The sequence below is a fragment of the Desulforhopalus sp. genome (assembly GCA_030247675.1).
Taxonomy (GTDB): Bacteria; Desulfobacterota; Desulfobulbia; order Desulfobulbales; family Desulfocapsaceae; genus Desulforhopalus_A.
In genome coordinates, this window is record JAOTRX010000002.1 from 243,624 (window position 1) to 269,306 (window position 25,683).

The 25,683-nt window shown below is 53.3% G+C and carries 18 protein-coding genes; 14 read left to right on the forward strand and 4 right to left on the reverse strand.

All coding sequences use genetic code 11. The annotated features are described in order from the left end of the window. Nucleotides 1–198 precede the first annotated feature (198 nt). The 4 genes from OEL83_01085 (at nt 199) to OEL83_01100 (ending at nt 4,409) form a co-directional block, all read left to right on the forward strand. Complete coding sequence (locus OEL83_01085; GenBank protein MDK9705617.1) at nt 199–633, forward strand: PilZ domain-containing protein; 435 nt, start codon at nt 199–201, stop codon at nt 631–633. 86 nt (nt 634–719) lie between these two features. Next, a complete protein-coding gene (locus OEL83_01090) occupies nt 720–1,277 on the forward strand; it encodes a hypothetical protein (GenBank protein MDK9705618.1) in 558 nt (185 codons plus the stop codon). Nucleotides 1,278–1,329: 52 nt separating this feature from the next. Continuing rightward, nucleotides 1,330–3,846 (forward strand): AAA family ATPase, encoded by a 2,517-nt coding sequence (locus tag OEL83_01095; protein MDK9705619.1) that lies wholly within the window; start codon nt 1,330–1,332, stop codon nt 3,844–3,846. Between the two features lie 167 nt (nt 3,847–4,013). Then, nucleotides 4,014–4,409 (forward strand): hypothetical protein, encoded by a 396-nt coding sequence (locus OEL83_01100; GenBank protein ID MDK9705620.1) that lies wholly within the window; start codon nt 4,014–4,016, stop codon nt 4,407–4,409. A gap of 10 nt (nt 4,410–4,419) precedes the next feature. Here OEL83_01100 and OEL83_01105 read toward each other — a convergent pair whose 3' ends face one another. Then, nucleotides 4,420–6,099 (reverse strand): ATP-binding protein, encoded by a 1,680-nt coding sequence (locus OEL83_01105; protein MDK9705621.1) that lies wholly within the window; start codon nt 6,097–6,099, stop codon nt 4,420–4,422. A 311-nt stretch (nt 6,100–6,410) separates the two neighbouring features. On the opposite strand from OEL83_01105, the gene purL reads away from it, so the two are divergent. Beyond that, entirely contained in the window at nt 6,411–10,214 is a 3,804-nt protein-coding gene (gene purL, locus OEL83_01110; GenBank protein ID MDK9705622.1) for a phosphoribosylformylglycinamidine synthase, read from the forward strand. A gap of 220 nt (nt 10,215–10,434) precedes the next feature. Then, nucleotides 10,435–11,412 (forward strand): SHOCT domain-containing protein, encoded by a 978-nt coding sequence (locus OEL83_01115; protein ID MDK9705623.1) that lies wholly within the window; start codon nt 10,435–10,437, stop codon nt 11,410–11,412. Nucleotides 11,413–11,511: 99 nt separating this feature from the next. Here the strand turns inward: OEL83_01115 and OEL83_01120 are convergent, their stop codons facing one another. Genes OEL83_01120 through OEL83_01130 form a run of 3 tightly spaced genes read right to left on the reverse strand, consistent with a single transcriptional unit; the run spans nt 11,512 to nt 13,921 of the window. After that, on the reverse strand, nt 11,512–12,849 hold the full coding sequence (locus OEL83_01120) for an L-serine ammonia-lyase, iron-sulfur-dependent, subunit alpha (protein MDK9705624.1): 1,338 nt from the start codon (nt 12,847–12,849) through the stop codon (nt 11,512–11,514). Nucleotides 12,850–12,875: 26 nt separating this feature from the next. Next, a complete protein-coding gene (locus OEL83_01125; GenBank protein ID MDK9705625.1) occupies nt 12,876–13,256 on the reverse strand; it encodes a RidA family protein in 381 nt (126 codons plus the stop codon). After that, entirely contained in the window at nt 13,253–13,921 is a 669-nt protein-coding gene (locus tag OEL83_01130; GenBank protein ID MDK9705626.1) for a PAS domain-containing protein, read from the reverse strand. The genes OEL83_01125 and OEL83_01130 overlap by 4 nt, the downstream gene beginning before the upstream one ends. Nucleotides 13,922–14,240: 319 nt before the next feature. Between OEL83_01130 and OEL83_01135 the strand changes: the two genes are divergently transcribed. The 8 genes from OEL83_01135 (at nt 14,241) to OEL83_01170 (ending at nt 25,522) form a co-directional block, all read left to right on the forward strand. Beyond that, on the forward strand, nt 14,241–16,301 hold the full coding sequence (locus OEL83_01135) for a serine protein kinase PrkA (GenBank protein MDK9705627.1): 2,061 nt from the start codon (nt 14,241–14,243) through the stop codon (nt 16,299–16,301). 65 nt (nt 16,302–16,366) lie between these two features. Next, nucleotides 16,367–17,749 carry a DUF444 family protein gene (locus tag OEL83_01140; protein ID MDK9705628.1) on the forward strand — a complete coding sequence of 461 codons (1,383 nt, stop codon included), beginning with the start codon at nt 16,367–16,369 and terminating at the stop codon, nt 17,747–17,749. 88 nt (nt 17,750–17,837) lie between these two features. Continuing rightward, nucleotides 17,838–19,466, forward strand: coding sequence for a SpoVR family protein (locus tag OEL83_01145; GenBank protein ID MDK9705629.1), 1,629 nt, complete (start codon nt 17,838–17,840; stop codon nt 19,464–19,466). A 20-nt stretch (nt 19,467–19,486) separates the two neighbouring features. Then, a complete protein-coding gene (locus OEL83_01150) occupies nt 19,487–21,787 on the forward strand; it encodes a serine protein kinase PrkA (protein ID MDK9705630.1) in 2,301 nt (766 codons plus the stop codon). A 379-nt stretch (nt 21,788–22,166) separates the two neighbouring features. Continuing rightward, entirely contained in the window at nt 22,167–22,958 is a 792-nt protein-coding gene (locus OEL83_01155; protein ID MDK9705631.1) for an ABC transporter ATP-binding protein, read from the forward strand. Beyond that, entirely contained in the window at nt 22,951–23,778 is an 828-nt protein-coding gene (locus OEL83_01160) for a metal ABC transporter permease (protein MDK9705632.1), read from the forward strand. The genes OEL83_01155 and OEL83_01160 overlap by 8 nt, the downstream gene beginning before the upstream one ends. 35 nt (nt 23,779–23,813) lie before the next feature. Further along, a complete protein-coding gene (locus tag OEL83_01165; protein MDK9705633.1) occupies nt 23,814–24,263 on the forward strand; it encodes a transcriptional repressor in 450 nt (149 codons plus the stop codon). After that, complete coding sequence (locus OEL83_01170) at nt 24,260–25,522, forward strand: glycerate kinase (GenBank protein ID MDK9705634.1); 1,263 nt, start codon at nt 24,260–24,262, stop codon at nt 25,520–25,522. Before OEL83_01165 ends, OEL83_01170 begins: the two co-directional genes overlap by 4 nt. Nucleotides 25,523–25,683 lie beyond the last annotated feature (161 nt).

A 25,683-nucleotide genomic window follows, 5' to 3' on the forward strand; every position in this document is an offset into this window, starting at 1 on the left:
TGAAATAGGGTCAAATGCAGGGATACCGGCTAAATACGGTCCCTGGTCATGCTATATCCATATGTTTCCGGAAAAACCGACCGTGTCGCATTTTTGTTCAGTGTAACACTTGTATTCTGCCACGCTGTAGATATATCATTTGATAGATGTTTGGCAGAAGACGATTGCATTACCAGATAATTTTGTATCGGATCGGTTATGAAAGAGAAAAAAGGTTGGGATAATATCCCATCACTTCAAGGCTTGGAAGTGGACTGGCAGTACGAACCGGAAAACCCGCTAGGCAAAAGGGCCTGGCTGCGGATTGCCAGCACTGATCTCCAAGACATCCTGGGCGTGAAGACTGTCCCGGTAAAGGTGGTCTCTCAGGGTCGTGAAGAAACCGGTTACCTCATGGATATCGCTCAAGGTGGAATGGCAGTCCTGTTGAGCACTAAGCTGAACGAGGGGAAATTAATTAAAGTTGGCCTGATCCTCGGTAAACACAAGCTGATTTGCCGAGCCGTGACACGATATGTCCGGGATGTGGGCAGCAAGTTTGGTACCGGCATGGAGTTTGTTGACTTGGCCGAGGAATCTCGAAGCTATATTGCCGGGATAGTATCTTCACGGGTATTTCAAAAGCCCTTATAGAAAACAGGCTATGTGGTGTGCTTGTATCTGTAGGTCGGCTTTTCCAAAAGCCTTGCCCCTCCGGGCATCGGTGAGAGGAGGATGAAATGCATCTGAAGAAGTATCTCAACCGGCTGAGGGTTGGCTCGGAACAGATAATGGCCTGCCGCCCGGCATGTCCCGAATGCGGCATGGCCGAGGGCGAAACACATAGTTTTGGCTGCACCCATGAAGAATGCCCAGCCTGTCGAAAAATCCTCATTGGCTGCACCTGCAATTGTTTGTCTCCCGCCGACTCGGAAAAACTTATCAAGGCCTTGTACCGACAGTTCACAGATCTGACCGATGCGATCAAGGTGGTTACGGCATTGGAAGGCGTGTCGGGTGGGGATGTGTCGTACCTTACCCACGCAGCCATGCAATATCTCTACGAAAATGTTCCGAGTGCGGTTCGTGCCGATCTTGATCGAGGCTTTAAGGACTGCCATCCTGATCTTGTTCCTCTGTTGCAGGATGACGCCGGTTTTGGCTATTATACTGCGGAACAGCTCTCGGAGGCCTTGCATATCCCTCTTGGTCAAGTACATGAAAAAATCGAGGCGATGGTCGCAGCCGGGCAGGGGATTCGCTTTGGTGATGGCATTCGTCTGCAAAAGGTTAACTGATAGTATGTCCTGTATTATTCTGTTTTCACACTAAATATCATGCATTTGGCTGATGCCGGCAGCATTTCATCTCCCCCTTGCAACGACCATGGCCGACATTGCTGAAACCGTCAAAGGCATCGTTCAACGGGTAACCTACCACAATGCCGACAGCGGTTGGTCGGTGCTTCGCGTCAGCCCTTTTCACAGCCCCGATGCCATGGAGACGGTGACCGTTCATCAAACCCAAGTCTTTGCCGGGGCAACCATGGAGTTCCACGGCGTCTGGACGGTTCATCCCCAGTTCGGCCGGCAATTCAAGGCCGACAGGGCGATTGAAATAAAACCAGCCACGGCGGCAGCCCTGGAAAAATATCTCGGGTCCGGCCTCATTCATGGCGTCGGACCGAAAACCGCCGGCAGAATTGTCCGTCATTTTCAGGAGAAGACCCTGGAGGTCTTTGAAAAGGACATCGGCAGGCTTATAGAAGTACCCGGAATCGCCAAAAAAAAGCTGGAGATGATCGAAGAAGCCTGGCGTGAACACCGGATGGTCCGGGAGGTGATGATGTTTCTCCAGGGCCATGGCATCTCCACCCTTTTTGCCGTGCGCATCTATAAGAAATATGGCGATCAGGCAATCCGCATGGTCAGCGAAGACCCGTATCGTCTGGCGGCGGATTTTTACGGCATCGGCTTCTTCTCCGCCGACCGGGTAGCCCTCAGCCTTGGTCTGGCAAAGGACAGCCAGCAGCGAATCATCGCGGCGGTACGCCATGTTCTTGCTGCCGGTCGGGAAGAGGGCCATTGCTACCTCTTCCTGGCCCAGATCAGAACCGAGGTTGGCGTTCTTTTGGGCCTTGATCCGGGGGATCGTCTGATGGAAATCCTCCGTCTGATGGAGGATGCCAATCAGCTGAAAACGCGCATCCTGGCAGCTCCCGGCGAGGGCGAACAACCATGCTACTATTCGAAATCGCTGTACTACGACGAAGCCTTTGTTGGTCGTGCCGTCGGCGCCATGGTAGCGCCGCTGGGCGTGGATGATGGCTTTATCGGTCGGTGGATCGATCTGTACTGCAAAAAAAAGGGCATCCGCCTCAGCCCCGAGCAGGCCGAGGCGGTCCGCCACATTGCCGCCAGCCGGTTTTCAGTACTCACCGGCGGTCCGGGCTGCGGCAAGACGACGACAACTTTGGTGGTTGCCCGACTTTTTGAGCATCTCGGCAAGCGGGTGTTGCTCGCCGCCCCCACCGGCCGGGCGGCGCAGCGGATGAGCGAGGTGATCGGCCGTGAGGCAAAGACCTTGCACCGTCTTCTTGAATGGCAGGGTGGCGCCTTTCAGAAAAACCAGGAGCAGCCGCTGCGCGCCGATGTCCTAATCGTCGATGAATGCTCGATGCTTGATATTTCCCTGACTGCCACGCTGTTGCAGGCGGTGCCGCGGGATTGCCAGGTACTGTTTATCGGCGATGCCGATCAGCTGCCGGCCGTCGGCGCCGGCAACGTCCTGCGGGATCTCATTTTGTCGGGGGTGGTTGCGGTGTTCCGCCTCACCGAGATCTTTCGCCAGGCACGGGCCTCGAAGATTATTGAATTCGCTCACCAGATCAACAGGGGGGTGACGCCGCATATCGAATCGCCTTTTAAGAAGCCGGAGCTGTGGACGGATAAAATTGATTGCCTGTTCGTTGACTCAGACGAGGCAACCAAGGAGCAGCTCGACTTCGTCAGCCGGGTAAAGCGGTTCTACAAGTTTCAGACTGCCGACCTCGAAGGTCTGGTAACTGCTGAGAATCTCTTTGAATTCAGGACGGGGGAAGCGATGCACTCGGCCTATGCCGAGGATTTTGTCATTCCCAAAAAATTCCAGCACGTTGATCTGCGGCAAATCCAGGCGGCAAGGGGTCAGGTCGAGGAACTCAAGGCGGTTCTCGCCAAGGTTCATCCCTGGTCAACCCTCCATTACGGTTTTGCCGCAGTTGATGCGGTGGTTCGCCTGTATCTCCAGTGGATTCCCAAATATTACGGGAAAGACGCTGAGATTCAGATCCTTGCGCCGATGACGCGCGGCAGTCTCGGCACGGCAAATCTCAACAAGGTCATCCAGGATGCCGCCAATCCATCCGCCGCCGGTAAGGCCCAGCTGCAGGTAGGCGAGAGGATCTTCCGGGTCGGGGACAGGGTCATTCACCGCCGCAATAATTATGAGCTGAATGTCTTTAACGGCGATATCGGCAGGATTGCCGCCATCGATAATACTGCTCTCAGCTGTGTGGTGGAATTTTCCCCGGATGGGCGGCGGGTGAACTACCAGAAGGATGATATCCTGGAACTTGATCTGGCCTACGCGATAACCATTCATAAGGCGCAGGGCAGCGAGTTCGGGGTGGTCATAATTCCGGTGCTGACCCAGCATTTCAAGATGCTTTTCCGCAATCTCCTGTATACTGGACTGACCAGGGCGCGGAAGTTGGCAGTGCTGGTCGGTAGCCGCCGCGCCTTGGCGATGGCGGTGCAGCGCCAGGATACCAGTAAACGGCAGACCGCCCTGCAGGTACTTTTGGCCGAGCCCGAAGGAAAAGGGTAAGGCTGAGTTGAGCAGCTTGTCTCATTAAACGAAACGTATGCTCATATGGTATAATGCGACTCTTCCCTTGTGCGGGTCAGTTCTTGCCAGATTGTGTCACATCCCCGATACACGGGTTTTTTTGATAATGTTCCCCTTGTGGGGTAACAAACTCCTCAGGAGACAGTATGTACATTTGTGTTGATTTTGACGGAACCGTGGTCGATCACCGTTATCCGAAGATAGGTGAACCGGTTCCCGGCGCCGTGGCCTGGTTGAAGAAGTTGCAGCGGCACGGGGCGAAACTCATCCTCTTCACCATGCGGGCCAATAGTCCGGAAGGCGGCAATCTGCTGCTCGATGCGGTGCACTTTTTTGAGGAAAACGGCATTACCTTGTACGGGGTCAACAGGAACCCCGACCAGGATTCATGGACATCCAGCCCCAAGGCCTATGGTGATGTCTATGTCGATGACTCGGGTTTTGGTTGCCCCCTCATCCGCCCGAAGGGTTTTGCCCGGCCCTGCGTTGATTGGAAGGTAGTTGGGCCACAGCTGGAGCACATGTGTCTCAGCAAGAGATAGTCATGAAAATCTATGATTTTTTAGCATTTTTTACTCTGACGAGATAGAATTCGAGGGCGCTGAAAAGTTCATTGGCGACCACCAGATTGCCGGCCTTGACCGTTTGCGAGAGATCAAAAATAAGCGAGCTCAATTCCTGGAAACCGAACATCCCGGCCACACCTTTCAGGGCATGGGCCTTTGCATGGAGGCCTTCATGGTCTTGTTGCTCCAAAGCCGTTTTCATGAACGATAAATCATTGGATATTGTTTCGATGAGGGCGGGGAGGAGTTCCCTGAGAGAGGCGGGGATCTCCTCCGGTTTTTCCTGTTCCAGGCAAAAGCCTATGGCCTTGTTGCCCAGTTTCTCCGGTGACAGAGCGATTCGGTCGATCGCGGCAAATCTGTAAATTGTTTGGATAATTTCCCTTTTGAAGAATGGTTTGCTGAGCACTCCGTCAAAACCGGCCTGGAGAATCTTTTTTTTCTGTTCCTGAAAGGCATGGGCGGTAATCGCCAAAATGGTCTGGCGGTGGAGCATGCCAAGTTTTTCCCTTCTTCTGATCTCTTTGGTAGCGGTGATTCCATCCATGACCGGCATCCGGATATCCATGAGAATGAGGTCGAATTGGTTTTTTTCCAGCAGTTTCAGGGCCTTTTCGCCGTTGTTCGCAGTGACCATGTGAATCGGGTAATCTTTCAGATATGTTTTGATTACTTCGAGATTGTCTTTGATATCGTCTACTGCCAGAATATGTAATTCCGGGAAATTGTCCGGCATGATATGCAGGGATTCAAGACGGACGAGGTTTCTTTCTGATGGGTCAACAGGCGGAAGCGGCAGGGTACAGCTGAATACCGAACCCTGGCCAAGTTCACTGCTGACCTGGAGGTCCCCGCCCATGGCTGTAGTGAGCTTCTGGCAGATGGCCAGGCCAAGGCCTGTGCCGCTGTGCGGCCTGGCAAAGAGATCGTGCACCTGAGTGAAGCGGTCAAAAATGATCTGTTGATGTTCTTTTGAGATACCAATGCCGCTGTCGCAGACACTGAGGATGAGATTGCCGGGGTTGCGCCGGTCGTCTTCCAAGCGCAGGGCTATTGTGCCGGTGGCGGTAAATTTTACTGCGTTATTAATAAGATTGAGGAGGATCTGGTAAATCTTCAGTGGATCGCCAATCCGCTCCATAATGAGCAGAGGGTCGTGGTTGACGGTATAGAGGAGTTTTTTCTGGATACAGAGAGGCATGATCGATGCCTCCAGCTGATTGATGATCTTTTCCAGACTGAAGGGTTCGGGCTCAAAGGTGCTCTTGCCGGCGTCGATACGCGAAAACTCAAGAACATTATTGAGTATTTCCATGAGTTGCCTGCCGGTAACCCGTAGGCTGTTCAGATACTGGGTCTGGGTTTTATTGAGCCGGGTGTCGGCCAGCAGGTTGGCCATGCCGAGAATGATGTTGAGGGGGGTCCTGATTTCATGGCTCATGTTGGCGAGAAAATCGGACTTTGATTTGTTTTCCTGTTGCGCCTCTTGGTGGTAGCGAAGAAGTCGTTCGTTGGTTTCTTTGAGAAAGTGGCTGGTTATGCTGGCGAATTTTTCCTGTTGGGCCTGTTGCTGGCGGAGGCTGGTAACCATTCTCCGCAGGTCGTTGCATTGCCGTTGCAGGCTCGTGATCTGCTGCTCCAGGGGTACGTCTTCGTCTAAAAGCATGTGTTTTTCGACCTCAGGGCAACAAAAGAATTGAGTTGATTGTGGATGCGGGTGGGGGCGCCGATGGCTGAAAAAACCACTCCAGTATACCCGAGAAGTCGCTGCTGCAAGAACAAATTCATACGGAAATTTTCATTGATTAATGCTAGTGTTGACCAACGATGTCACCGGCGGGTGTGACGCCCTTGCAAAGGTATCAACACTGTCTCGCCGCTGACTGCCCTCCTTTCCCATTGCCAAGGTGATTGGGCCGGGGAAGTATCCATTAGAGCTATTTTACAGTGCAAGCTATTTAAAATAAAGGAAATATCATGGGTGTGACGGTCACACAACTTTATCGGCAACTTACCGCGGATCGGGCCTACTGTTTTCATATCGAGTCAAGCCGGGCGCTTTCCCCCCAGGAAACCACCTGTCTGCGCCTCATTCTCGCCGATGGCTTTCTTCTTGATTCGGTTCAGGATGCGCCAGTACCGCAGGGGGCGCGAGTGGTTGAAGTCGGCCCGCGGCTGAATTTTGCCACTGCCTGGTCGTCGAACATGGTGTCGATCTGCAAGGCGACCGGTCTTGACGCGGTTACCAGGGTAGAGCGGTCGCGCCGCTACCTGGTCCCGGAGGGCGTGGACCTGCAAGGTTTCATCGATGCCAACCACGACCGGATGACCGAATGTCACTATCCTGCGCCGCTCACCACCTTTGAGACCGGGGTCTTTCCCGAGCCGGTGTATGAAGTCGATCTTAAAGGCAAAGGCCCGGACGGTCTGACCGAATTGCCGGGCATCTCCATGGATGAACGGGACCGTAATTTATACTACGACTATTTCGTCAAGCAGCAAGGCCGTAACCCGACGATCGTCGAGATCATGGACCTGAACAATGCCAACTCCGAACACTCTCGGCATGGTTTTTTTAAGGGAAAACAAATCGTTGACGGGGAAGAGATGGCAGAAACCCTGTTTGACCTGGTGACCGCCACCCTCAAGGCCAACCCCAAGGGTTCAGTCATTGCCTTTAAGGATAATTCCTCGGTGATCGAGGGCTATGAGGTCAACACCCTGATGCCGGAGGTGCCGGGCAGTCCATCGCCTCTGGTTGAGGCTCGGGCGACCCTGCACCCGTTGCTGACCGCCGAGACCCATAACTTTCCAACCGGCGTGGCGCCTTTTCCCGGGGCGGAGACCGGCACCGGCGGGCGGATTCGCGACGTCCAGGGAACCGGCCGGGGCGGCTATGTCATAGCCGGTACCGCCGGCTACTGCGTCGGCAATCTGCATATTCCCGGCTACGATCTGCCCTGGGAGCAGCATTTTCCCTGCCCGGACAATCTGGCGACGGCCCTTGATATCGAGATCGAGGCGAGCAACGGTGCCTCCGATTACGGCAATAAATTCGGCGAGCCACTCATCCAGGGCTTTACCCGGTCGTTTGACATGCGTTTGGCCGGCGGCGAACGCTGGGGCTTTCTGAAACCGATCATGTTCACCGGCGGCATCGGCCAGATCGATGGCCGGCTGACCGCAAAGATGGCGGCAACCAAGGGAATGCTCATTGTCCAGGTGGGCGGTCCGGCCTATCGCGTCGGTTTTGGCGGCGGTGCCGCCTCCAGCATGATGCAGGGGGAGAATGAATCGACCCTCGATTTCAATGCGGTGCAGCGCGGCGACGCGGAGATGGAACAGAAGATGAACCGGGTCATCCGCGCCTGCAACGAGATGGGCGACCGCAGTCTGATCGAGGTCATCCACGATCAGGGGGCGGGCGGCCCGGCCAATGTCCTCAAGGAACTTGTCGAGAAGTCCGGGGGATGGGTGGAAATCCGCAATATCCGCGTCGGCGATCCAACCATGTCGGTTTTGGAGATCTACGTCGCCGAATACCAGGAGCGTAATGGCTTTCTCATAGCTCCCGAAAACATTGAAAAATTCAAGGCAATCTGTCTTCGCGAGAAAGTGGGTTGCGAGGTGCTGGGCGAGGTGACCGGCGACCTGCGCTTTGTCCTCCATGATGCCAATGACGACAGCACCCCGGTGGATATTGACTTGCCGGTACTCTTAGGCAATATCCCGCAGAAGACCTTTGTCGATGAGCGCCGACCTTATGCTGCCCCTCCCCTCTCCCTGCCGACAGACCTGACTCTGGATAGAGCTCTGCACAATGTGCTGCGCCTGGTATCGGTCGGCTCGAAGCGCTTTCTGACCAACAAGGTCGACCGGGCAGTGACCGGACTCATCGTCCGGCAGCAGTGCTGCGGCCCTCTGCAGCTGACGGTGGGCGATGTGGCGGTTGTCGCCCAGAGCCATTTCGGTAAAACTGGCATCGCCACCGCTATCGGCGAACAGTCGATCAAGATGCTCGTTGATCCGGCGGCGGGAGCGAGAATGGCGGTGGGCGAGTCCCTTACCAATCTGGTCTTTGCGGCCATCGCGGATCTCAATCAGGTTAAATGCTCCGCCAACTGGATGTGGGCACCAAAGCTCAAGGGCGAGGGCGCGGCGATCTTCGACGCCGCCAAGGCCATGGGCAAGGCGATGATCGAACTCGGCATGGCGGTGGATGGCGGCAAGGACAGCCTGTCCATGGCCACGGTGGTCGGCGAGGAAACGGTCAAGTCGCCGCGCGAACTGGTGGTGTCGGTGTATGCGGCGGTGCCGGATATTAGTAAGATCATTACCCCGGACATCAAGAGACCGGGTTCTCCCCTTTTGTATATTGATCTAGGTGGTGGCCGGACGAGGATGGGCGGCAGCGCCCTTGCCCAGGTCATGGGCCAGATGGGTGATGTCAGCCCTGATCTTGACGATGCCGGGCTTTTACGAAAGGCCTTTCTTGCCGTCCAGGACCTGATAAACCGCGACCTTATTTCCGCCGGCCATGACCGCAGCGATGGCGGCCTGGTCACTACACTTCTGGAGATGGCCTTTAGCGGCAACTGCGGCCTGGATATTTCCCTGGCTGGTGCCGGAACGGTATTCGATGCGCTGTTTGCCGAGGAACTCGGCCTGGTACTTGAATGTCGGCCGGAAGGCCTTGCGGCGGCGGAACGGATCCTTGCCCAGGCCGGCGTGCCCTTTGTGCAAATCGGCACTGCCACCCCAGATAAGCGTGTGCGGATCAGCTATAACGGCAGCCAGGTACTCGACAAAGAAATGGTTGTTCTCCGTGACTGGTGGGAGGAAACCAGCTACCAGCTGGAACGGCTGCAGATCAGTCCCGACTGCGCCGATGCCGAAAAGGCCAATATCTACGACCGTAAAGGGCCGACCTACCATCTGCCCTTCAACCCGGAACCGGCGCCTGCCGCAATCCTCACTCGCACCGGCAAACCCAAGGTGGCAATCCTCCGCGACGAGGGTTCCAATTCCGACCGGGAGATGTCCTCCGCCTTTTATGCCGCGGGATTCGAGCCCTGGGATATCTGCATGAACGACCTGTTGGCCGGAACGGTGGATCTCGACGGTTTTCGCGGTCTGGCAGCGGTTGGTGGTTTTTCCTATGCCGATGTGCCGGATTCGGCAAAGGGCTGGGCGGCGACCATTCTCTTTAATCCCCGTCTCAAGCAGATGTTCGAGGACTTTTACAACCGGCCGGATACCTTTACGCTTGGTATCTGCAATGGCTGCCAACTCTTTGGCCTGCTTGGCTGGGTGCCGGAGTTGGGGCTGCCCGCCGAACGCCAGCCGCGCTTTGTCCGCAACCTGTCGGGCCGCTTCGAATCGCGGTGGAGCACGGTGAAGGTGCAGAAAAGCCCGGCGATGATGCTTGCCGGTATGGAGGGTTTGGTCTTCGGCATCCATGTCGACCACGGCGAGGGGCGCCTCCTCTTCCCCGACCCCGCCCTGTTTGCCAAGGTGAAGAACGGTGGCCAAACGCCCTTGGTCTTCGTTGATGACGATGGTCTGGCAACGGAGAAATATCCTTTTAATCCCAATGGTTCTCCGGAAGGAATCGCTGGATTGTGCTCAGCCGATGGCCGTCATCTGGCCCTCATGCCTCACCCGGAGCGAGTTTTCCTGCCTTGGCAGGCCCACTATCTGCCGGAGGAGATGAAGGGGCTACAGGTCTCACCGTGGATGCAGATGTTTAGAAACGCCTACCAATGGTGCCAGAGCAATTGATAATAGATATATGAAGCGTGGTACTGTGATTTTACAGCAGTACCACGCTTCACGGTATACTTCTGGCAGGTGGGAAAATCAAATAGAGGTGGTTCTCGGAAGTTATTGGCAGTTGATTTTGGTTGACCCTGGATGTGACGGGGGGATTTGACTTTCCTAGTCCCCTTGCCCTAATATATTGACAATCCTTTTGATTGATAATCAATATATCGGGGTTCGTATGAAAATATTTATCTCCTGTTTTTTATCTTTTTTATTTCTTATCCATCAATTTTCCTCAGTTTTTGCAGCAGATCAATCTGCTGACCAGCCCAGTGTTTCTAAAGGAGAGGCCAACCTCTCATTACAACCTCCCGAGAGGAATCTCATAAAAACGGGGGGTGCCATCAACAAGCAGCTGGGAGGTGCCTTAAGCGAATATGGGCAGCAGCGAGGTGGTTTGATTGGTATGGGTGCGAGGGTGTCGGGTTCCATTTATACAGCGACAGGAACCGCAATAGAAGATGTCGCGGATAATAAAAAGAGCGTGGTTCAAGCGCATAACGATACCTTTAAAGCAGCCGTAACGGCTCATAAAAAGGAGGTTTCGGGATCAGCTCCGCCTAATCCTTCTCCTACTCCTAAGGTCGCCCAGAAGCATTCACAAATCAAAGGGGCATCACCTGCGGTTGGCACTCAAAGGAATACTGCGGCGGTAAAAACGGAGGCAACGGTTCAGCCGCCGGCAACTCCGCCATTGCCGGAGCCTTCAGAAGAACAGAGGTATGTCGCCCTTCTGCAGTCTCCGGATGACGAGACACGAAGAAGCGCCTTAAAAGAAATCCATACAAGCCAGATGATCTATAACAGGACGGTTCTTGATACCGCGGAAAAAATATTGCTTGAACAGCATATGGAAGATAAAGGGGCGGTTTTTTCCGATTCGATGTCGTGGATTTGCAGGGTACTCGGGGACAGCGGAGAAAGAAAGTATCTGGGTACCCTTCGAAAGGTTGCCGTCAATGGATCGACGTGGAGGCTTCGAATGCATGCAATCAACAGCCGCGATAAACTGACCAGTGGATCTCCGCCCAATAATGACAACAGTCTGGGAAGTGTAGAGGAAAGACTGCAAAGACTTTCAAAACTCCAGCAAAATGGACTGATTACACAAGAAGAGTATAACTCCAAAAGAAACGAATTGATCAAGCAGCTTTGAAAATACCGAATTATTTTACAGCAAGTGGCGCATTATCCGATTGCGCGTCTTTCTAAAGGTGAGATGCTGCCGTGAGTGTTTTTACTCCAACACTGCTTCTCACCCCTTATCTTCGCTTTCCTTGCTCCTTTTCAGCTGTTTTTCCAGCATGATCTTCAGGATGGTCTTATCCGCTTGGCCCATGCCATGATGGCTGAGATCGCCCATGTTCTGAATGGTCTTGCGGGTGGAATCACCAATGATTCCATCGGTATCCTTGACGTTCACTCCGTGCAGGGAGAAGAGTGCCGCCTGCACCGCCGCCCCGGCCGCGGTGTTCAGTTTGATGGCGCAGCCGGCCTTGGCGCCGTCGCAGATAACCCCGGCCAGATCTTCCAGGATGTTGCCGATAGCCCCCTCCACCTGACGGACGTCGCCACCGACCAGATAGGTGATTCCTGCCGTCGCTCCGGCGCCTGCCGCCACCGAACAGCCGCAGACGGCCGATAGCCTGCCGGTATGGGCCTTGACATAGGCGGTGATGATATGGCTGAGGCCGATGGCCCGCAAAAGGGTATCGCGGTCGTGATCAATGAAGTCCTTGATGGCCCAGATCGGCAGGATGGCGGTGAGGCCGTGATTGCCGCTGCCGGCTGAACTCATTGCCGGCAGTTTTGCCCCGCCCATGCGGGCGTCGGCGGCGGCGGAGGTCAGGCGGCGTGCCGAGGTCGACATGTCGTTGACCAGAAGTTTTTGCTTGATCAAACGGTCGATGGCCTTGCCGATGCCCAGGCCGCTGCCGTGTTTTAGGCCGTATTCGGCCAGGGCCAGATTGTGGTTGACACCAATCTCTAGAAAATTCAGGTCATCATCATCAAGTTCGGCAGTCAATTCGAGGATTTCTTCGAGACTCAGACTGCGCAGCCAGGTCTCCAGTTCCGCCAGGGTGTGCCGGCCACCCTTCTTCTGGGCGCGCTGAAGAAGCGGCGATCCGGTAACTTCCAGACCGTTCAGTTTCAGACTGACGATATTGCTATGCAGATCGACGATCAACGACTCGGCGATATTTTTTCCCGCCGTAATCTTTGTTCGGACGTACAGTCCCACCTCATCCCGCAGATTGACTTTGACTCTGCCGGCGGCAAGGAGTGCCTTGGCCTCTGCGATTGTTGCCTCAGTCAGACTTTCCAAAACCTCCAGGCCGCGGGAGGGATTGCCACCGTAGGCACCGAGGGCAGCGGCGGTATCCAGACCCTGCATGCCGCCGCAACCGGGGATGGTCACCGCAAGACCGTTTTTATAGATGTTCGGATCGATCCAGATTTCAATGGCATCAAACGCCTTGTTCGGCAGTAAGGTGGCTGCCGCTGCGGCGCCCAGGGCGATTGCCACCGGTTCGGTGCAACCGAGGGCTAAGGTGACTTCCATCTCCAGGATGTCTTTAACGGTAAATTTCATAGTACCTCTCCGGCCCCAGCAACAGGTTATTTGGCCAGGATACATTCGATCTCAATCTTTGATCCGAGTGGCAGGGCGGCAACCTGCACGGTACTCCGTGCCGGAGGGGCTTCGGGGAAGTGGGTCGCATAGGCAGTATTAACTGCCTGAAAGTCGCCGAGATCGGTGAGAAAGATTGTTGTTTTTACGGTGTTTTTCAGCTCGGTTCCGGCTTCGTTGGCAATTGCTGTAATATTTTTTAAGATCTGCAGAGTCTTTATCCCGATATCGCCGTCGACCATCTTACCGGTGGTTGGGTCGATGGGCAGCTGGCCGGAGACAAAGAGCAGATTATCGGTAGCTATGCCTTGGGAATAGGGGCCGATAGCGGCCGGGGCCTGGGTGGTAAAGATAACATTACGGGTCATGGTTGTTTTCCTGATGAGTGAGTTGTGGGTATTGCCCGCACCCGTTTGAGGTAGTTGTAAACGGTGAACCGGGTAATGCCCATTTTTCGGGCGACATGATCCACCGCCCCTTTGAATTGGAACAGACCATCCGAATCAAGTGCGGCGATGAGACGTTTTTTCTCGTCGCCATTCATCGAAGCCGGATGTTTGCCTATGTCTTTTACCGCCTGCAGAAACAGTGCCTCCAAGGTCTCGCCGGGTGAATGGGCAAAGGTCTCTAATTTTGCCGGAGGACCCACTTCCAGAACTCCGATAAAGGGCAGCAGGGCTTGGCCGGCGTTATAAAATTCGGTGGTGTCGAAATTGATGCAGAATGCGGCAACCGGCCGTCCTTCACCATCGCGGATCAGGGTTGTCGTCGATTTCAGGGTGCGGCCGTCACCGCTGGTTGTTTGGTAGCTGTGGACATCTCCTGCTTCCCGCGGGTTATTGACCATTTTAACCAAAAGATCGGTGGCCGGGGCACCCGGCAGGCGATGGGTTACCTCGCCACGGATGTACACCAGCGAGCGCTGCAAGGCGGTGAGATCGTGAACACAGGTCTCGCAGTTGCGGCCGAACATGGCGACTACTGCGTCAGCGAGGTTCTGAAGGTTTTGGAACAGCCATTTTCTCTCAGTCATCGTCAATTCTTCGCTGGTTAACAGGTACTTTGAAAGCAATTCTCCCGACGGCCTTGAACAGTTCATTCTGAGGAATGGTCATCGTACTCTTCTAGAGTGGTTATCGTCCTTCATTAAGTCAATAAATAATGTTGAAAGATATAAAATATGTTGAAAATATTTATCCAGGAAGGGTGTGGCGGCACCGCTGCTGCGAGATTGGTTATCTTTTCTTGCAGGGCAATTATTGGTCAGAATGCCTTGAATTAATTTTTTAAAGACTGATAATGAATTAACAATACAACGCTTCAACCTCACTAACCTGTCAAGGAGGAATACGATGGCAGAGCAAAGGAATAATTCACTCCATTACCATATTACCTCGGTGAAAAAAGGGGAGCGGGTCTTCGAAAACGCCTTCCAGAGTGTCAGCCGCATGGTCCTGGAGGGAGAGATTGACAAGGTCATGGTCAACGGCAAGAGCACCTATGATTTCAGGATATTCCGCAAGGGCCCGAAACATATCGTCGGCATGTATGACGAAATCAACTCCTTTGTCTCGTTTATCAAGGATGCCTCCGAAGGGGGATCTTCCGCTGAAATGGCCTTTGTCCTGGTCGGCGAACCGGGCAACGGCAAGACCTTCCTTGTCGAGTACCTCTGCAAGCTGTATCGGCAATTTTTATCGGTTCCGACCAACCGCAAGTATACCTTTCGCTTTGTTGGTCTCGACAAGCTTGGATCCTATGGTAATATCAAGATAATCGAGTCGCAGACCTATGAAGATCCGATGATCCTGGCCATGAACCTAGAGGAAGCAAAGGAGGATTCGGCACAGTACCTGGCGCGAAGGTATCGGGTGGACAAAAAGACTCTGGAAACCTGGTATGATAACTATCGGCCGTTGGGCGCCTGTACCGCCTATATATGGAATAATATTCGCGAATATACCGGCGGCAAGCTCGATGATATGCTCGAATTTATCGACATTGTGCCCGTTCCCCTGGTCGAGAGCCTTGGTACGGTAACCGGTAAATATCCGGCCAAGGATAAAATTACTTCGTCGGCCGTCGATCTCCTGGGTGAGGAATCGATCCAGAGGCTGCTGCATATTACCGATACCAATAACCCCTACCGTTTTGACCTCAGGCGCGGGGCGCTCGCCCGGGTGGCGGGAGGCGGCATCCACTTCAGCGATGAGATCTATAAAAACAAGAAGGATCTGGTGCAGGTGTATCTCGGCATCATCCAGAACCGCAGCATTGAGATCGATGGCTACAAATGGCCGATCGACAGCCTGATCGTTGCCACCAGTAACAACTCGGAATTCAACCGTTTTCTCGCCGAGAAGGAAGAGGCGCCGATCGTCGACCGTTGCCGTATCTGTTACGTTTCGCACAACACCAATCACGTCCTGCAGCGGGAGCTGACCGCCTACGCCATCGGTAACGAGGCAAAGACCACCCTCACCGGTGACGTCATGCACCAGGATCCCAACCTCAACTATGCCGCCTCGGTGGCGGCCGTCCTCACCCGCCTGCCCCGGTCGGAAAAGCTTACCCCCATCGAGACCATGAAGCTTGCCGCTGGCGAGGTGGCCGGAGAAAAGAGCCTGAAGACCCTGTCCGAGGTCATCGACACCCTCAGTCAGGAGCATGATATAACCAAACGCTTTGGCCAGAAGGGGCTCGGTCAGCGCAATCTCGGCCGCACCATCCAGCTCATGCTGGAGAGTTCTGAGACTAACGAGGGCAAATGCATGTTTGCCTACGATGCCTTCCACTCCTTTGAGCGGGTCATCCTCGATTATGTCTCCGAGGCCAAGGACCGGGCGAAGTTCCTTGACGACCTGAAAATCGCCAAGGGCCTGTACCGTGAACGGATCATGACCGAGATGTTCAACGCCTATATGGACGAACCTCTGGCGATCAGAAAGGACGTGCTGAACTACGTCAACATGATCATCGGTATCGACGCCGAGAACCTCGGGGCCGACAAGATGTGGAAGTATAAGAATCCGCAGACCGGCGAACTGCAGGCACTGAAGATCGACGAGCGGTATATCAATTCGGTCGAGGATTGTCTTGGCCTGAAGACCAAGGAGCAGAAGGATTCCTTCAGGACCTCGATCCGTAAGATCTACGGCCAGAAGATATCGGTGCGTCCGGATTACGATTTTATGGACAATTTGGAATTGGTGAAGGCGGTTACCGACGTTCGCCTGAAGTCGGACATTGCCGGCTCCGGCAGTCTTATCGGGGCCCTGGCCAACCGCACCAATGAGGAAAACCAGAAACTCTATGACCGGATGATTGAAACCATGCTGAATAAACTCGGCTATTGTACGACCTGCGCCCAGAAGACTATTGAATACTTTTGTACCCAGGTAGACGAGAATTAGGTTATCGCCCAGGCAACGGCTCCAAATGGCTCATTAATAACCTAAGATACAGGGTGATGTGCAAGATGAACAAGCAACTCCGTGCCCTCTACGACAGCCTGAAAGAGCGGGGATTGACGGCGGAACAGGACAGCATGATCCGCCGTGAATTGGACCTCCAGAACCAAAACGGCGATCACGACTGCGTCGTCGCTCCTGCCATCCGCGGCATATATGCCTACAATGATCAGGCGATGCAGGGCAATACCTCGCCGCAGAACTTGATGGCCTTGAACTCAGTGCAGTCCCTTGACTATCTTCTGGAGAGGGACAAGCAGCGGGAAAAGGACGGTTTTCCACGAAAAATCCGCATTGGCAAGATGGTCAAGCCGAGCCAGGAAGGCGATGACAAGGTGGTTATCGTTCCGACCACGGTGGAGGAAAAACTCCTCCACGATCAGGTGCGGACGGGTGGCGATGGTGATGGTGGCGGCGATGGTCAGGGTGGCCAGGGCGGCTCCGGCGATGGTGAAGAAGGAGAGATCATCGGCGAACAGCCGGTGCGACCGGAACAAGGCGCCGGCCAGGGTGGTGCCGGCCAGGGCGAGGGTGGCGGCCATGACATCGAGTCGAACGCCTACGATCTGGGGCGGATTCTCACCGAGCAGTTCGAGTTGCCCAATCTGAAAGATAAGGGCAAGAAGCGGTCCCTGACCAAGTACACCTACGATCTGACCGACAAGAATAGAGGCTTTGGCCAGATTCTTGACAAAAAGGCCACCCTGCGACGAATCATCCAGACCAATATCGCCCTGCAACGGATCAAGGGTCATGGTGCGGTGGACAGCCAGGATCTGCTCATTTCTCCAGGTGACCGGATTTATCGGATTCTCTCCAAGGAGAAGGATTACGAATCCCAGGCTGTGGTGTTTTTTGTCCGCGACTACTCCGGTTCCATGGGTGGCAAGCCCACCGAACTGGTGGTTAATCAGCATGTGCTGATCTATTCCTGGCTTATCTATCAGTATAAAAATCAGGTTATTACCCGTTTCATCCTCCATGATACCGAGGCCAAGGAGGTGGATAATTTTCAGACCTATTATAACTCCAGTGTTGCCGGCGGCACCCAGGTCTCCAGTGCCTATGCCCTGGTCAACAAAATCGTTGAAGATGAGAATCTGGAGCGGGACAATAACATCTATGTCTTTCATGGAACCGATGGAGATGATTGGGACACCAAAGGCGAAAAGGCCATCCCCGAACTACGGAAGATGCTGACCTATGCCAGCCGGGTCGGTATCACCATTGCCGAGAACGGTTACGGGATCTCCGGCCAGACCGAGGTTGAGAAGTATGTCCGAAAATCCGGCTTGTTGGAGGAGCAGAGCAAGCTGCTGCGTATCGATGTTATCTCAAAAGATTCCACCGAGTCGCGGCTTATTACGGGGATTCGCGAACTTATATCCTGACCGCGACGGATTGCCGCGGCAGTGAAAAAGCGGCCACAACACCGGGAAAGATATTACGAGCAGTACCGATGGTTTACTGTGAGGTGCTATGGAACTAGTCAGTCAGCATGCCAAACGGATCATGGAAGGATGCAAGGAGCGGGCTCGTGATGCCGGTCTGAAATTTCAGGAGCAGAGCCTCGAATATATCGTCACCAACCGCGATTTCTTGCAGCTGTCTCCGAAAAACATGATCCCCACCCTCTATGATTATTGGGTGCAGGATGTCGAGGTATTGAAAGAGCAAGGCCAGTACGAACTCTACCCCAACAACCCGTATGAAACGGTCATTAACACCCGGCCGCCGATCTCCTTTTATAACGACAACAATCCCGATTGGCTGAATGTGATGATTTTTTATCATGTCCTCGGCCATATCGACTTTTTTCAGAACAACCTGTTCTTCCGTAATACCTGGGACTACGATTTCGCCGCCAAGGCCCTTGCTGACAAGCGGATCATCGCCAAGCTCCGTTCGGAGAAGGGCAGGTGGGTGGACTATGTTATTGAATTTGCTCGATCTGTCGATAATCTTGTGGGCTATTTTGATGTGCTCTTGTCGCTGTCGGAAAATAGCAAGAAGCTTACCATGATCGATTACTACTTCGACGTCTTTTTACAGGACAAGGAACGGGAAAAGCGATCGATTGCCTCCTATGTCGCCGAAATTGAACTCTATAATAAGTCCATCCGGGAGTTTCCCGGAGACGGAGAAGAGCGCTTTATCGATTATGTCAAGAAAAAGCACGCCGAGTTTGAACCGCTTTTTGAAAAGGCAGCGAAGGATTGGCATAAAGGCGGCAGGCGTGATGTTCTGCAGTTTCTCATGGAGAACTCGAAATTTCTCGGCCGGGAAGAGAATAAGTGGATGCTGACGGTCATTGAGGTCGTTCGCGCTACCTCCCTGTATTTTCAACCGCAGATCCGCACCAAGATTCTCAATGAAGGTTGGGCAAGTTACTGGCATGACGCTCTTTTTCTAAAAGATGACCGGATTAAGGGCCATGAAGTGGACTATGCGGTAATCAATGCCAAGGTCACCTCCATGCCTCGGGTTGGTCTGAATCCCTATGGACTTGGTATGCGCCTTTTTGCGTATCTTGAGCAACAAAGCGAAAAAGGGAAAATGACCTTTGATTATAGGCGGATATCCGACCAACATAAAAGAAAACAATATAATGAGAGCACCGGCAGGGGGAAGGATTTCATCTTCTCGATCCGGGAAAATCTCTGCGATTCGATGTTCATCAACAGGTTTGTTGATCAGGAGTTTGTCGATTTGCACAAACTGTTTGTCGTTGACCGGCGGTTGAACAAAGAACGCATGACCTGGGAGTACTATGTCAAGTCGCGTAAGGCCGAACACTATAAGGCGATGATTGCCGACTCCCTCTACCACCCTCCGGCGATCAATATTCATGTTGATGATGACAATGCCCTGATCCTCAGCCATGTCTTTGAAAATAAACCCCTCTACCGTGACTACATCGAAGGCGCCCTTCTTGGCATTGAGTTTTTGTGGGGAGGCAAAACCTGCCTGTATACCTTCGAGCCGGAACCGGTAAAAAGGGATCCAAGCCAATCCGGCACAGAGGAGGAGCCCTCCCGGGAAATTAAATGGCGACGGGTTCGCTACACCATGAAAGACAAAAAAATGACCCGAGTGATGGTTGACTAACAGATGAGAAAGGTGGGTGCATGCGCGATTTAAGCAAAGCCATGGGTAATTTAGAGAATTGCAGGGGCCAGTTGAGCCAGTCGCCGATTCTCTCCTTCCAGGAATTTCTTCAGGAGGTTATCAGCCATCCCAAACGAGTCATTCGCAATATCTACCAGGTGTATTCGGATATGGTCGATTCCCTGGTCAGCGAAGGTATCGACGAGTATGGCGATGATCCTGAATCCATAGGTTTTCTGAAATATGACTGTTCGAAGCTCTTTGTTGAAGGCGCCGACCGGGCCTTTTTTGCCGATCGCCTCTTCGCCAATCGTTTGATGCGCCATGTTGACAGCTTTAAGGTGGGCGCCAAGCAGAACAAGATCTATATCTTCGATGGACCGCATGGCAGTGGTAAGTCGACCTTTCTCAATAACCTGCTGCATAAGTTCGAGGAATATGCCAATTCGCAGGAAGGCTGCAGGTATGAAGTCGTATGGCGGCTGAAGCAGGATCACCTCGTGGGAGGAGTACACAGCCTCAATTCACTGACCGAAAAGCTTGCCTGGGTGTTGGAGAAGGAGGGGAAAAAAGAGCTGGCAACAGAGATGAAATGTGCCTGCAATCCGGAAAACGATTTGGGGGGCTATTTCGACCTGCCCTGTCCGAGTCATGATAATCCTTTGCTGCTTATTCCCAAAGAGATTCGCCGGCAATTTTTTGACGATCTTTTTGAAAATGATGAGTTCAAGTGGCAGCTGTTCACCGAAAAGAAATACGAATGGATTTTTCACGAAGAACCCTGCACCATCTGTGTCTCCCTGTATCATGAGCTGCTGAAAAAGCACCGTGATCCCCTTAAGGTTCTGGAATGTGTCTTCGCCCGCCATTATGTGTACAATCGGCGCCTGGGGGAAGGTGTTTCGGTCTTTAATCCAGGTGACAAGCCGCTGCGGCACAGCATCCTTTCCAATGATATCCTCCAGAAAAAACTGGATATCATGCTGTCCGGCAGCAAGCATGTCAGCTATATCTATTCTCGCTATGCCAAGACCAATAATGGCATTTACGCCTTGATGGACATAAAATCGCACAACTCTGAAAGATTGATGGAGCTGCATAACATCATCAGCGATGGAGTGCATAAGGTTGACGATATAGAGGAAAAGGTCAATTCGCTGCTCTTTGCGGTGATGAATCCCGAGGATAAAAAACTGATCGAGGACCTGCAGGCCTTCAGTGACCGGGTGGAATATATTAATATCCCGTATGTTCTTGATCTTCAGACAGAAGTAGATATTTACCGGGAGAATTTTGGTAAGCATATCGACGAGAGTTTTCTCCCCAGGGTTCTTCATAATTTTGCCAGGGTAATTATTGCTACAAGGCTGAGAACCAAGTCGGAGGCGATGGAGGAATGGATCAGCCAGCCGGAGAAATACGAGTTGTATTGCGACACCAACTTGCAGCTTCTCAAGATGGAGATTTTCACCGGCTATATCCCCGAATGGCTGAAAGAGGAAGATGTTGCTGTTTTTACCGCTAAAAGGCGACAGAGCATCATCGCCGAATCGGAGAAAGACGGGTGGAAGGGACTTTCCGGTCGTGATTCGATAAAACTGTTTAATGAGTTTTACTCCACCTACGTCAGTGATGATAAGCTTATCGATATGTCCATGCTCGGCAAGTTCTTCCGTAAATTCTGTAAGGAAGACCGTAATATTCTGCCCATGGGATTCTTGGATTCTCTTTTGAAGATGTATAATTTCACAGTGTTACAAGAAGTCAAGGAGTCGCTGTATTATTACAATGAGGAACAGATTTCGAAAGAGATCATCAACTATATGTTTGCCGTCAACTTTGAGGTCGGGGCGGTGGAGCACTGTGATTTTACGGGAGAAAAGATTGAAATAACAGAGGAGTTCTTTCACCGGATGGAGTCGCGGTTGCAGATAGAGCCGCGGCACGCAGCGACCTTCCGCCATAATGTCCAGAAAACCTACACCACTACGGCCTTGCCTCAAGAAATGTTGCGGGATGGGCGACCCATTACCGAGACCGAACTCTATCTCCATCTTTATGAGAAATGTACCTACAATCTCAAAGAAAAAGTGCTTGAACCCTTCCTTAAAAACGAGAATTTCCGCCGGGCAGTAAAGGATTTTGAACAGGATCAGTTCAGGACTTACGACAAGAAGATCCAAAGTGACGTTGTCTTTATGATCGACAATTTACAGAAAAAGCACCGTTATTCACGACAGGGGGCGAAGGAAATCTGTATTTATGTCATTGACAATAATCTTGCCGAGAAGTTCTCCGGAACCACAGCCGCCTATAAATAGCCGGCCGTTTCAAGGGCTGCAGTCTGCTCAAAACCTCCTTTTCTGAAGGCCGTCGTCCCGATATCTGCACCATTCGAACACTTTTTCTCCTAATAGCGTGGCGAAAAGCATTGGCTATTTGTCGATGATGCAATACAGTTGCATCAGTTTATGGGGCTGATTTTTTCCGAAGCGAGGGCAAGTCGTCTTTTTGCTGAATCGATAGGATTTCAGAAAGACCCCTGAATTATTGCAATAAATCTGAATAAATTGCCGAAGTAAGGTTGGGCGTTCTTCTTTTTGTTTTGGTTATAATCTTCGTGTAACAGATTTGCAGATGCTCTATATGCCGGGTATTGGCAAAAAGATAGGACTAGGGGGAAACTCCGTGGAACGAACAATGGACGATACGCAGCCAATGGTTGAAATGGTAGATCTTTCTTTCTCCTATGCTGGTCAGGAGGTGCTGTCAGCAATCAACTTTGTTGTGCATAGCGGTGATTTTGTCGCGATCATCGGACCCAATGGTGGTGGCAAAACGACGCTTATGAAAATGGTGCTTGGCCTACTGCAGCCAACCAGCGGGACGATTCGGGTGGGTGGCAAGGTTCCCGGCCGGGGCGGGGCGGTTATCGGCTATGTACCCCAGACCATTAACCATAACCATAATTTTCCGGCGTCGGCCCTTGATGTTGTACTCATGGGCAGACATACCCCGGCAAAACGCTGGAACCTCTTCTATGGCCGTGACGACCGTTTGGTGGCCTTACGGGCACTTGAGCGGATGGAGATGGATAGCTATGCCGAGAGAAAAATCACCGATCTTTCCGGGGGACAGCGGCAAAGGGTGCTGATAGCACGGGCCCTGGTCACCGAACCTGATTTGCTGGTTCTCGATGAACCGACCGCCAGCATTGATACCAAAGGCCAGACGGTTTTTTTCAATCTTCTCAAGACACTCAACAAAGATTTGACCATTCTGGTGGTCAGTCACGATCTCCTTGTGGTCTCTTCGTACGCGAAATCGATAGCCTGTGTCAACAAGCGCCTCCATTACCATAATATCGTAGGCTCGACGTCCGAACTGATGAACGCTTTTTATTCCTGTTCGGCCGAGGAGATCTGTCCGGTGGAGACGGTTGCACGGGGCCTGAGTAAAAATACCTTTCTGGATATCCCCCGCTATGATTGAAGCCCTGCAGTTTGAATTTATGCGCAATGCCCTCTATGCCGGTCTCTTAACCAGCATAATTTGCGGAATAATCGGTACCTTGATTGTGGTCAACCGCCTGGTGTTTCTCGCCGGGGGGATTGCCCATAGCGCCTATGGCGGGATAGGCGTCGCCTTTTTCTTCGGCCTGCCCTATATGCTGGGAGCGATTGGTTTTTCCTTTGTCGTGGCGATGATCATGGCTGCCGTATCCTTGAAGGCCAAAGAGCGGGCCGATACGATTGTCGGGGTGTTGTGGGCGGTAGGCATGGCCAGCGGTATCCTGCTCCTTGACTTGACGCCCGGTTATAATGTTGATCTGATGAGTTACCTGTTTGGCAGCATTCTCAGTGTTCCTCGATCTGATCTTGTCAGCATGGCTGTCATCGGCGGAGGCATCCTTCTCCTGGTCGGCTATTATTTTCGGGATCTGCTGGCCATGAGCTACGATGAGGAGTTCGCGCAGATTCGCGGTATTCCGGTCAAAAGGCTCTACTATATGCTCATTGGCATGGTCGCGGTGACCGTGGTCATGGTAGTCCAGGTGGTCGGCCTCATTCTTGTTATTGCCCTCCTTACCGTCCCGCCGTCAATATCAGAAAAGTATACAAAATCACTCGCTAAAATGATGATTTGTTCGTGTTTTCTCGGGATGATTTTTACCACCGGCGGGCTTTGGCTGTCCTATAAATTTGACGTGACCTCGGGAGCGGCGATAATATTTCTTGCCGGAGTAGTATTTTTCCTGTCCCTGATCCTCGACAGGTTCATCCTTGTCTGCCGGAAAAACCTCGAGAAGTGATTGTAAATATAATAATAACAAATAGATGAATCACCATGTGCCGGGAATGTAACTACTCCGATCTTCTTGCATCGGCAGGTCTTGAAGCAACCGCCAATCGTCTGCAGGTTCTGGAAGTAATAGGCGGCAGCAACTGTCCGCTTGCGGCAAGCGATATCTACAATGTGTTGAGTCGCACTCAGGCGATAAACCGGGTGACTGTTTATCGCATTCTCGACCTGCTGGTAGGGCACAACATTGTCGAGCGGCTGAGTACCGGTGGCCGCGCTGCTTATTATGGCCTGGCTCCCAATAAGCATCACGCCCCGCATGCCCATTTCTACTGCAGTCGTTGCGGCCAGATGGATTGCCTGCGTCCGGAGGTGTTTTGCATTGACGCCGATCTGCTGAAGAAAACCTTCTCCGGTGAAATCGCCAGGGTAGAGATCCGGGTCGATGGAATCTGTAAAAACTGCGGCAGAATTGAGGCCGACGAGAGGGGATGACCATGATTCCCCGTGACCTTTTACAGGAGATGTTTACCACTGCTATAGCTGCCGCTCAGCCGGAGCGGTGTCTGCCGCCCTTTCTGCCGGAGCCGCCCAAGGGGCGTATGATCGTCATCGGCGCCGGCAAGGCCTCGGCGGCGATGGCCCGGACGGTTGAGCGACAATGGCCGGGTGAACTGTCGGGGCTTGTGGTAACCCGTTATGGCCACGGGGTTCCCTGCGAACGCATTGAGGTCGTCGAGGCGGCGCATCCGGTGCCGGATGCAGCGGGAATGGCCGGGGCTCAGCGCATGTTACGGTTGGTCGAAGGGCTGTCAGCGGACGATACCGTGCTCTGCCTGATCTCCGGCGGTGGTTCGGCGCTCCTCGCCCTGCCGCTTGATGGAATCAGCCTTGCCGACAAACAGGCGGTGGGACGCGCCCTCCTGCGCTCCGGCGCGACCATCGGCGAGATTAATTGTCTGCGCCGTCATCTCTCGGCCATCAAGGGTGGGAGGCTTGCTGCCGCCTGTTATCCAGCCAGGGTGGTAAGCCTCCTTATTTCCGATGTCCCCGGCGACAATCTTTCTGATATCGCCTCCGGCCCGACGGCGGGAGATTCGACGACCTGCGCCGATGCCCTGGCCATTGCCCACAGGTATGGAATCGATCTGCCGGACAAGGTGCGGCAATTGCTTGAAAGCGACCGGGGTGAATCGATTAAACCTGATGACCCGCGCTTAGCGGGCGTTGACCATCGCCTGATCGCCACCCCTCAGATGGCCCTCACCGCCGCCGCAGGCCTGGCGGAGGCCACCGGTTACCGGGCCTACATCCTTGGCGATAGTATTGAAGGAGAGGCGCGCGAGGTTGCCAAGGTCATGGCTGGACTTGTCCGGCAGATAGCCCGGTATGGTCAACCCGTTGCACGGCCCTGCATCCTCCTTTCCGGTGGCGAAACGACGGTTACCGTCCGCGGGAAGGGATGCGGCGGCCGCAACGTCGAATTTCTACTCGCTCTTGGCCTTGCTCTAAACGGCATGGCCGGTGTCCATGCCATCGCCGGGGACACCGACGGTGTCGATGGCCAGGTCGAGATAGCCGGGGCCTACCTGGGGCCGGATTCGCTCAGCCGGGCCTGGGCTGGAGGACTTGTGCCCCAGAAAAGCCTCGATAACAACGACGGACACGGTTTTTTCGGTGCCCTGGGCGATGCTGTGGTCACTGGTCCGACCCTCACCAATGTCAATGATTTTCGGGCTATTTTAATTGACTAACACCGAGGGATGGCCAAGGCGCACTGCTATCCGGAGTGTTCGTCTTGTCCCGCAGTGACCATCTGCCTCACCTCATTAAAGCCATGAGTTGGGCCGGGATCTCCGCATCATCAATTGTGATTCAGGACTTAGCGGCTGGAGTGATTTCCCGCGAGTGATCA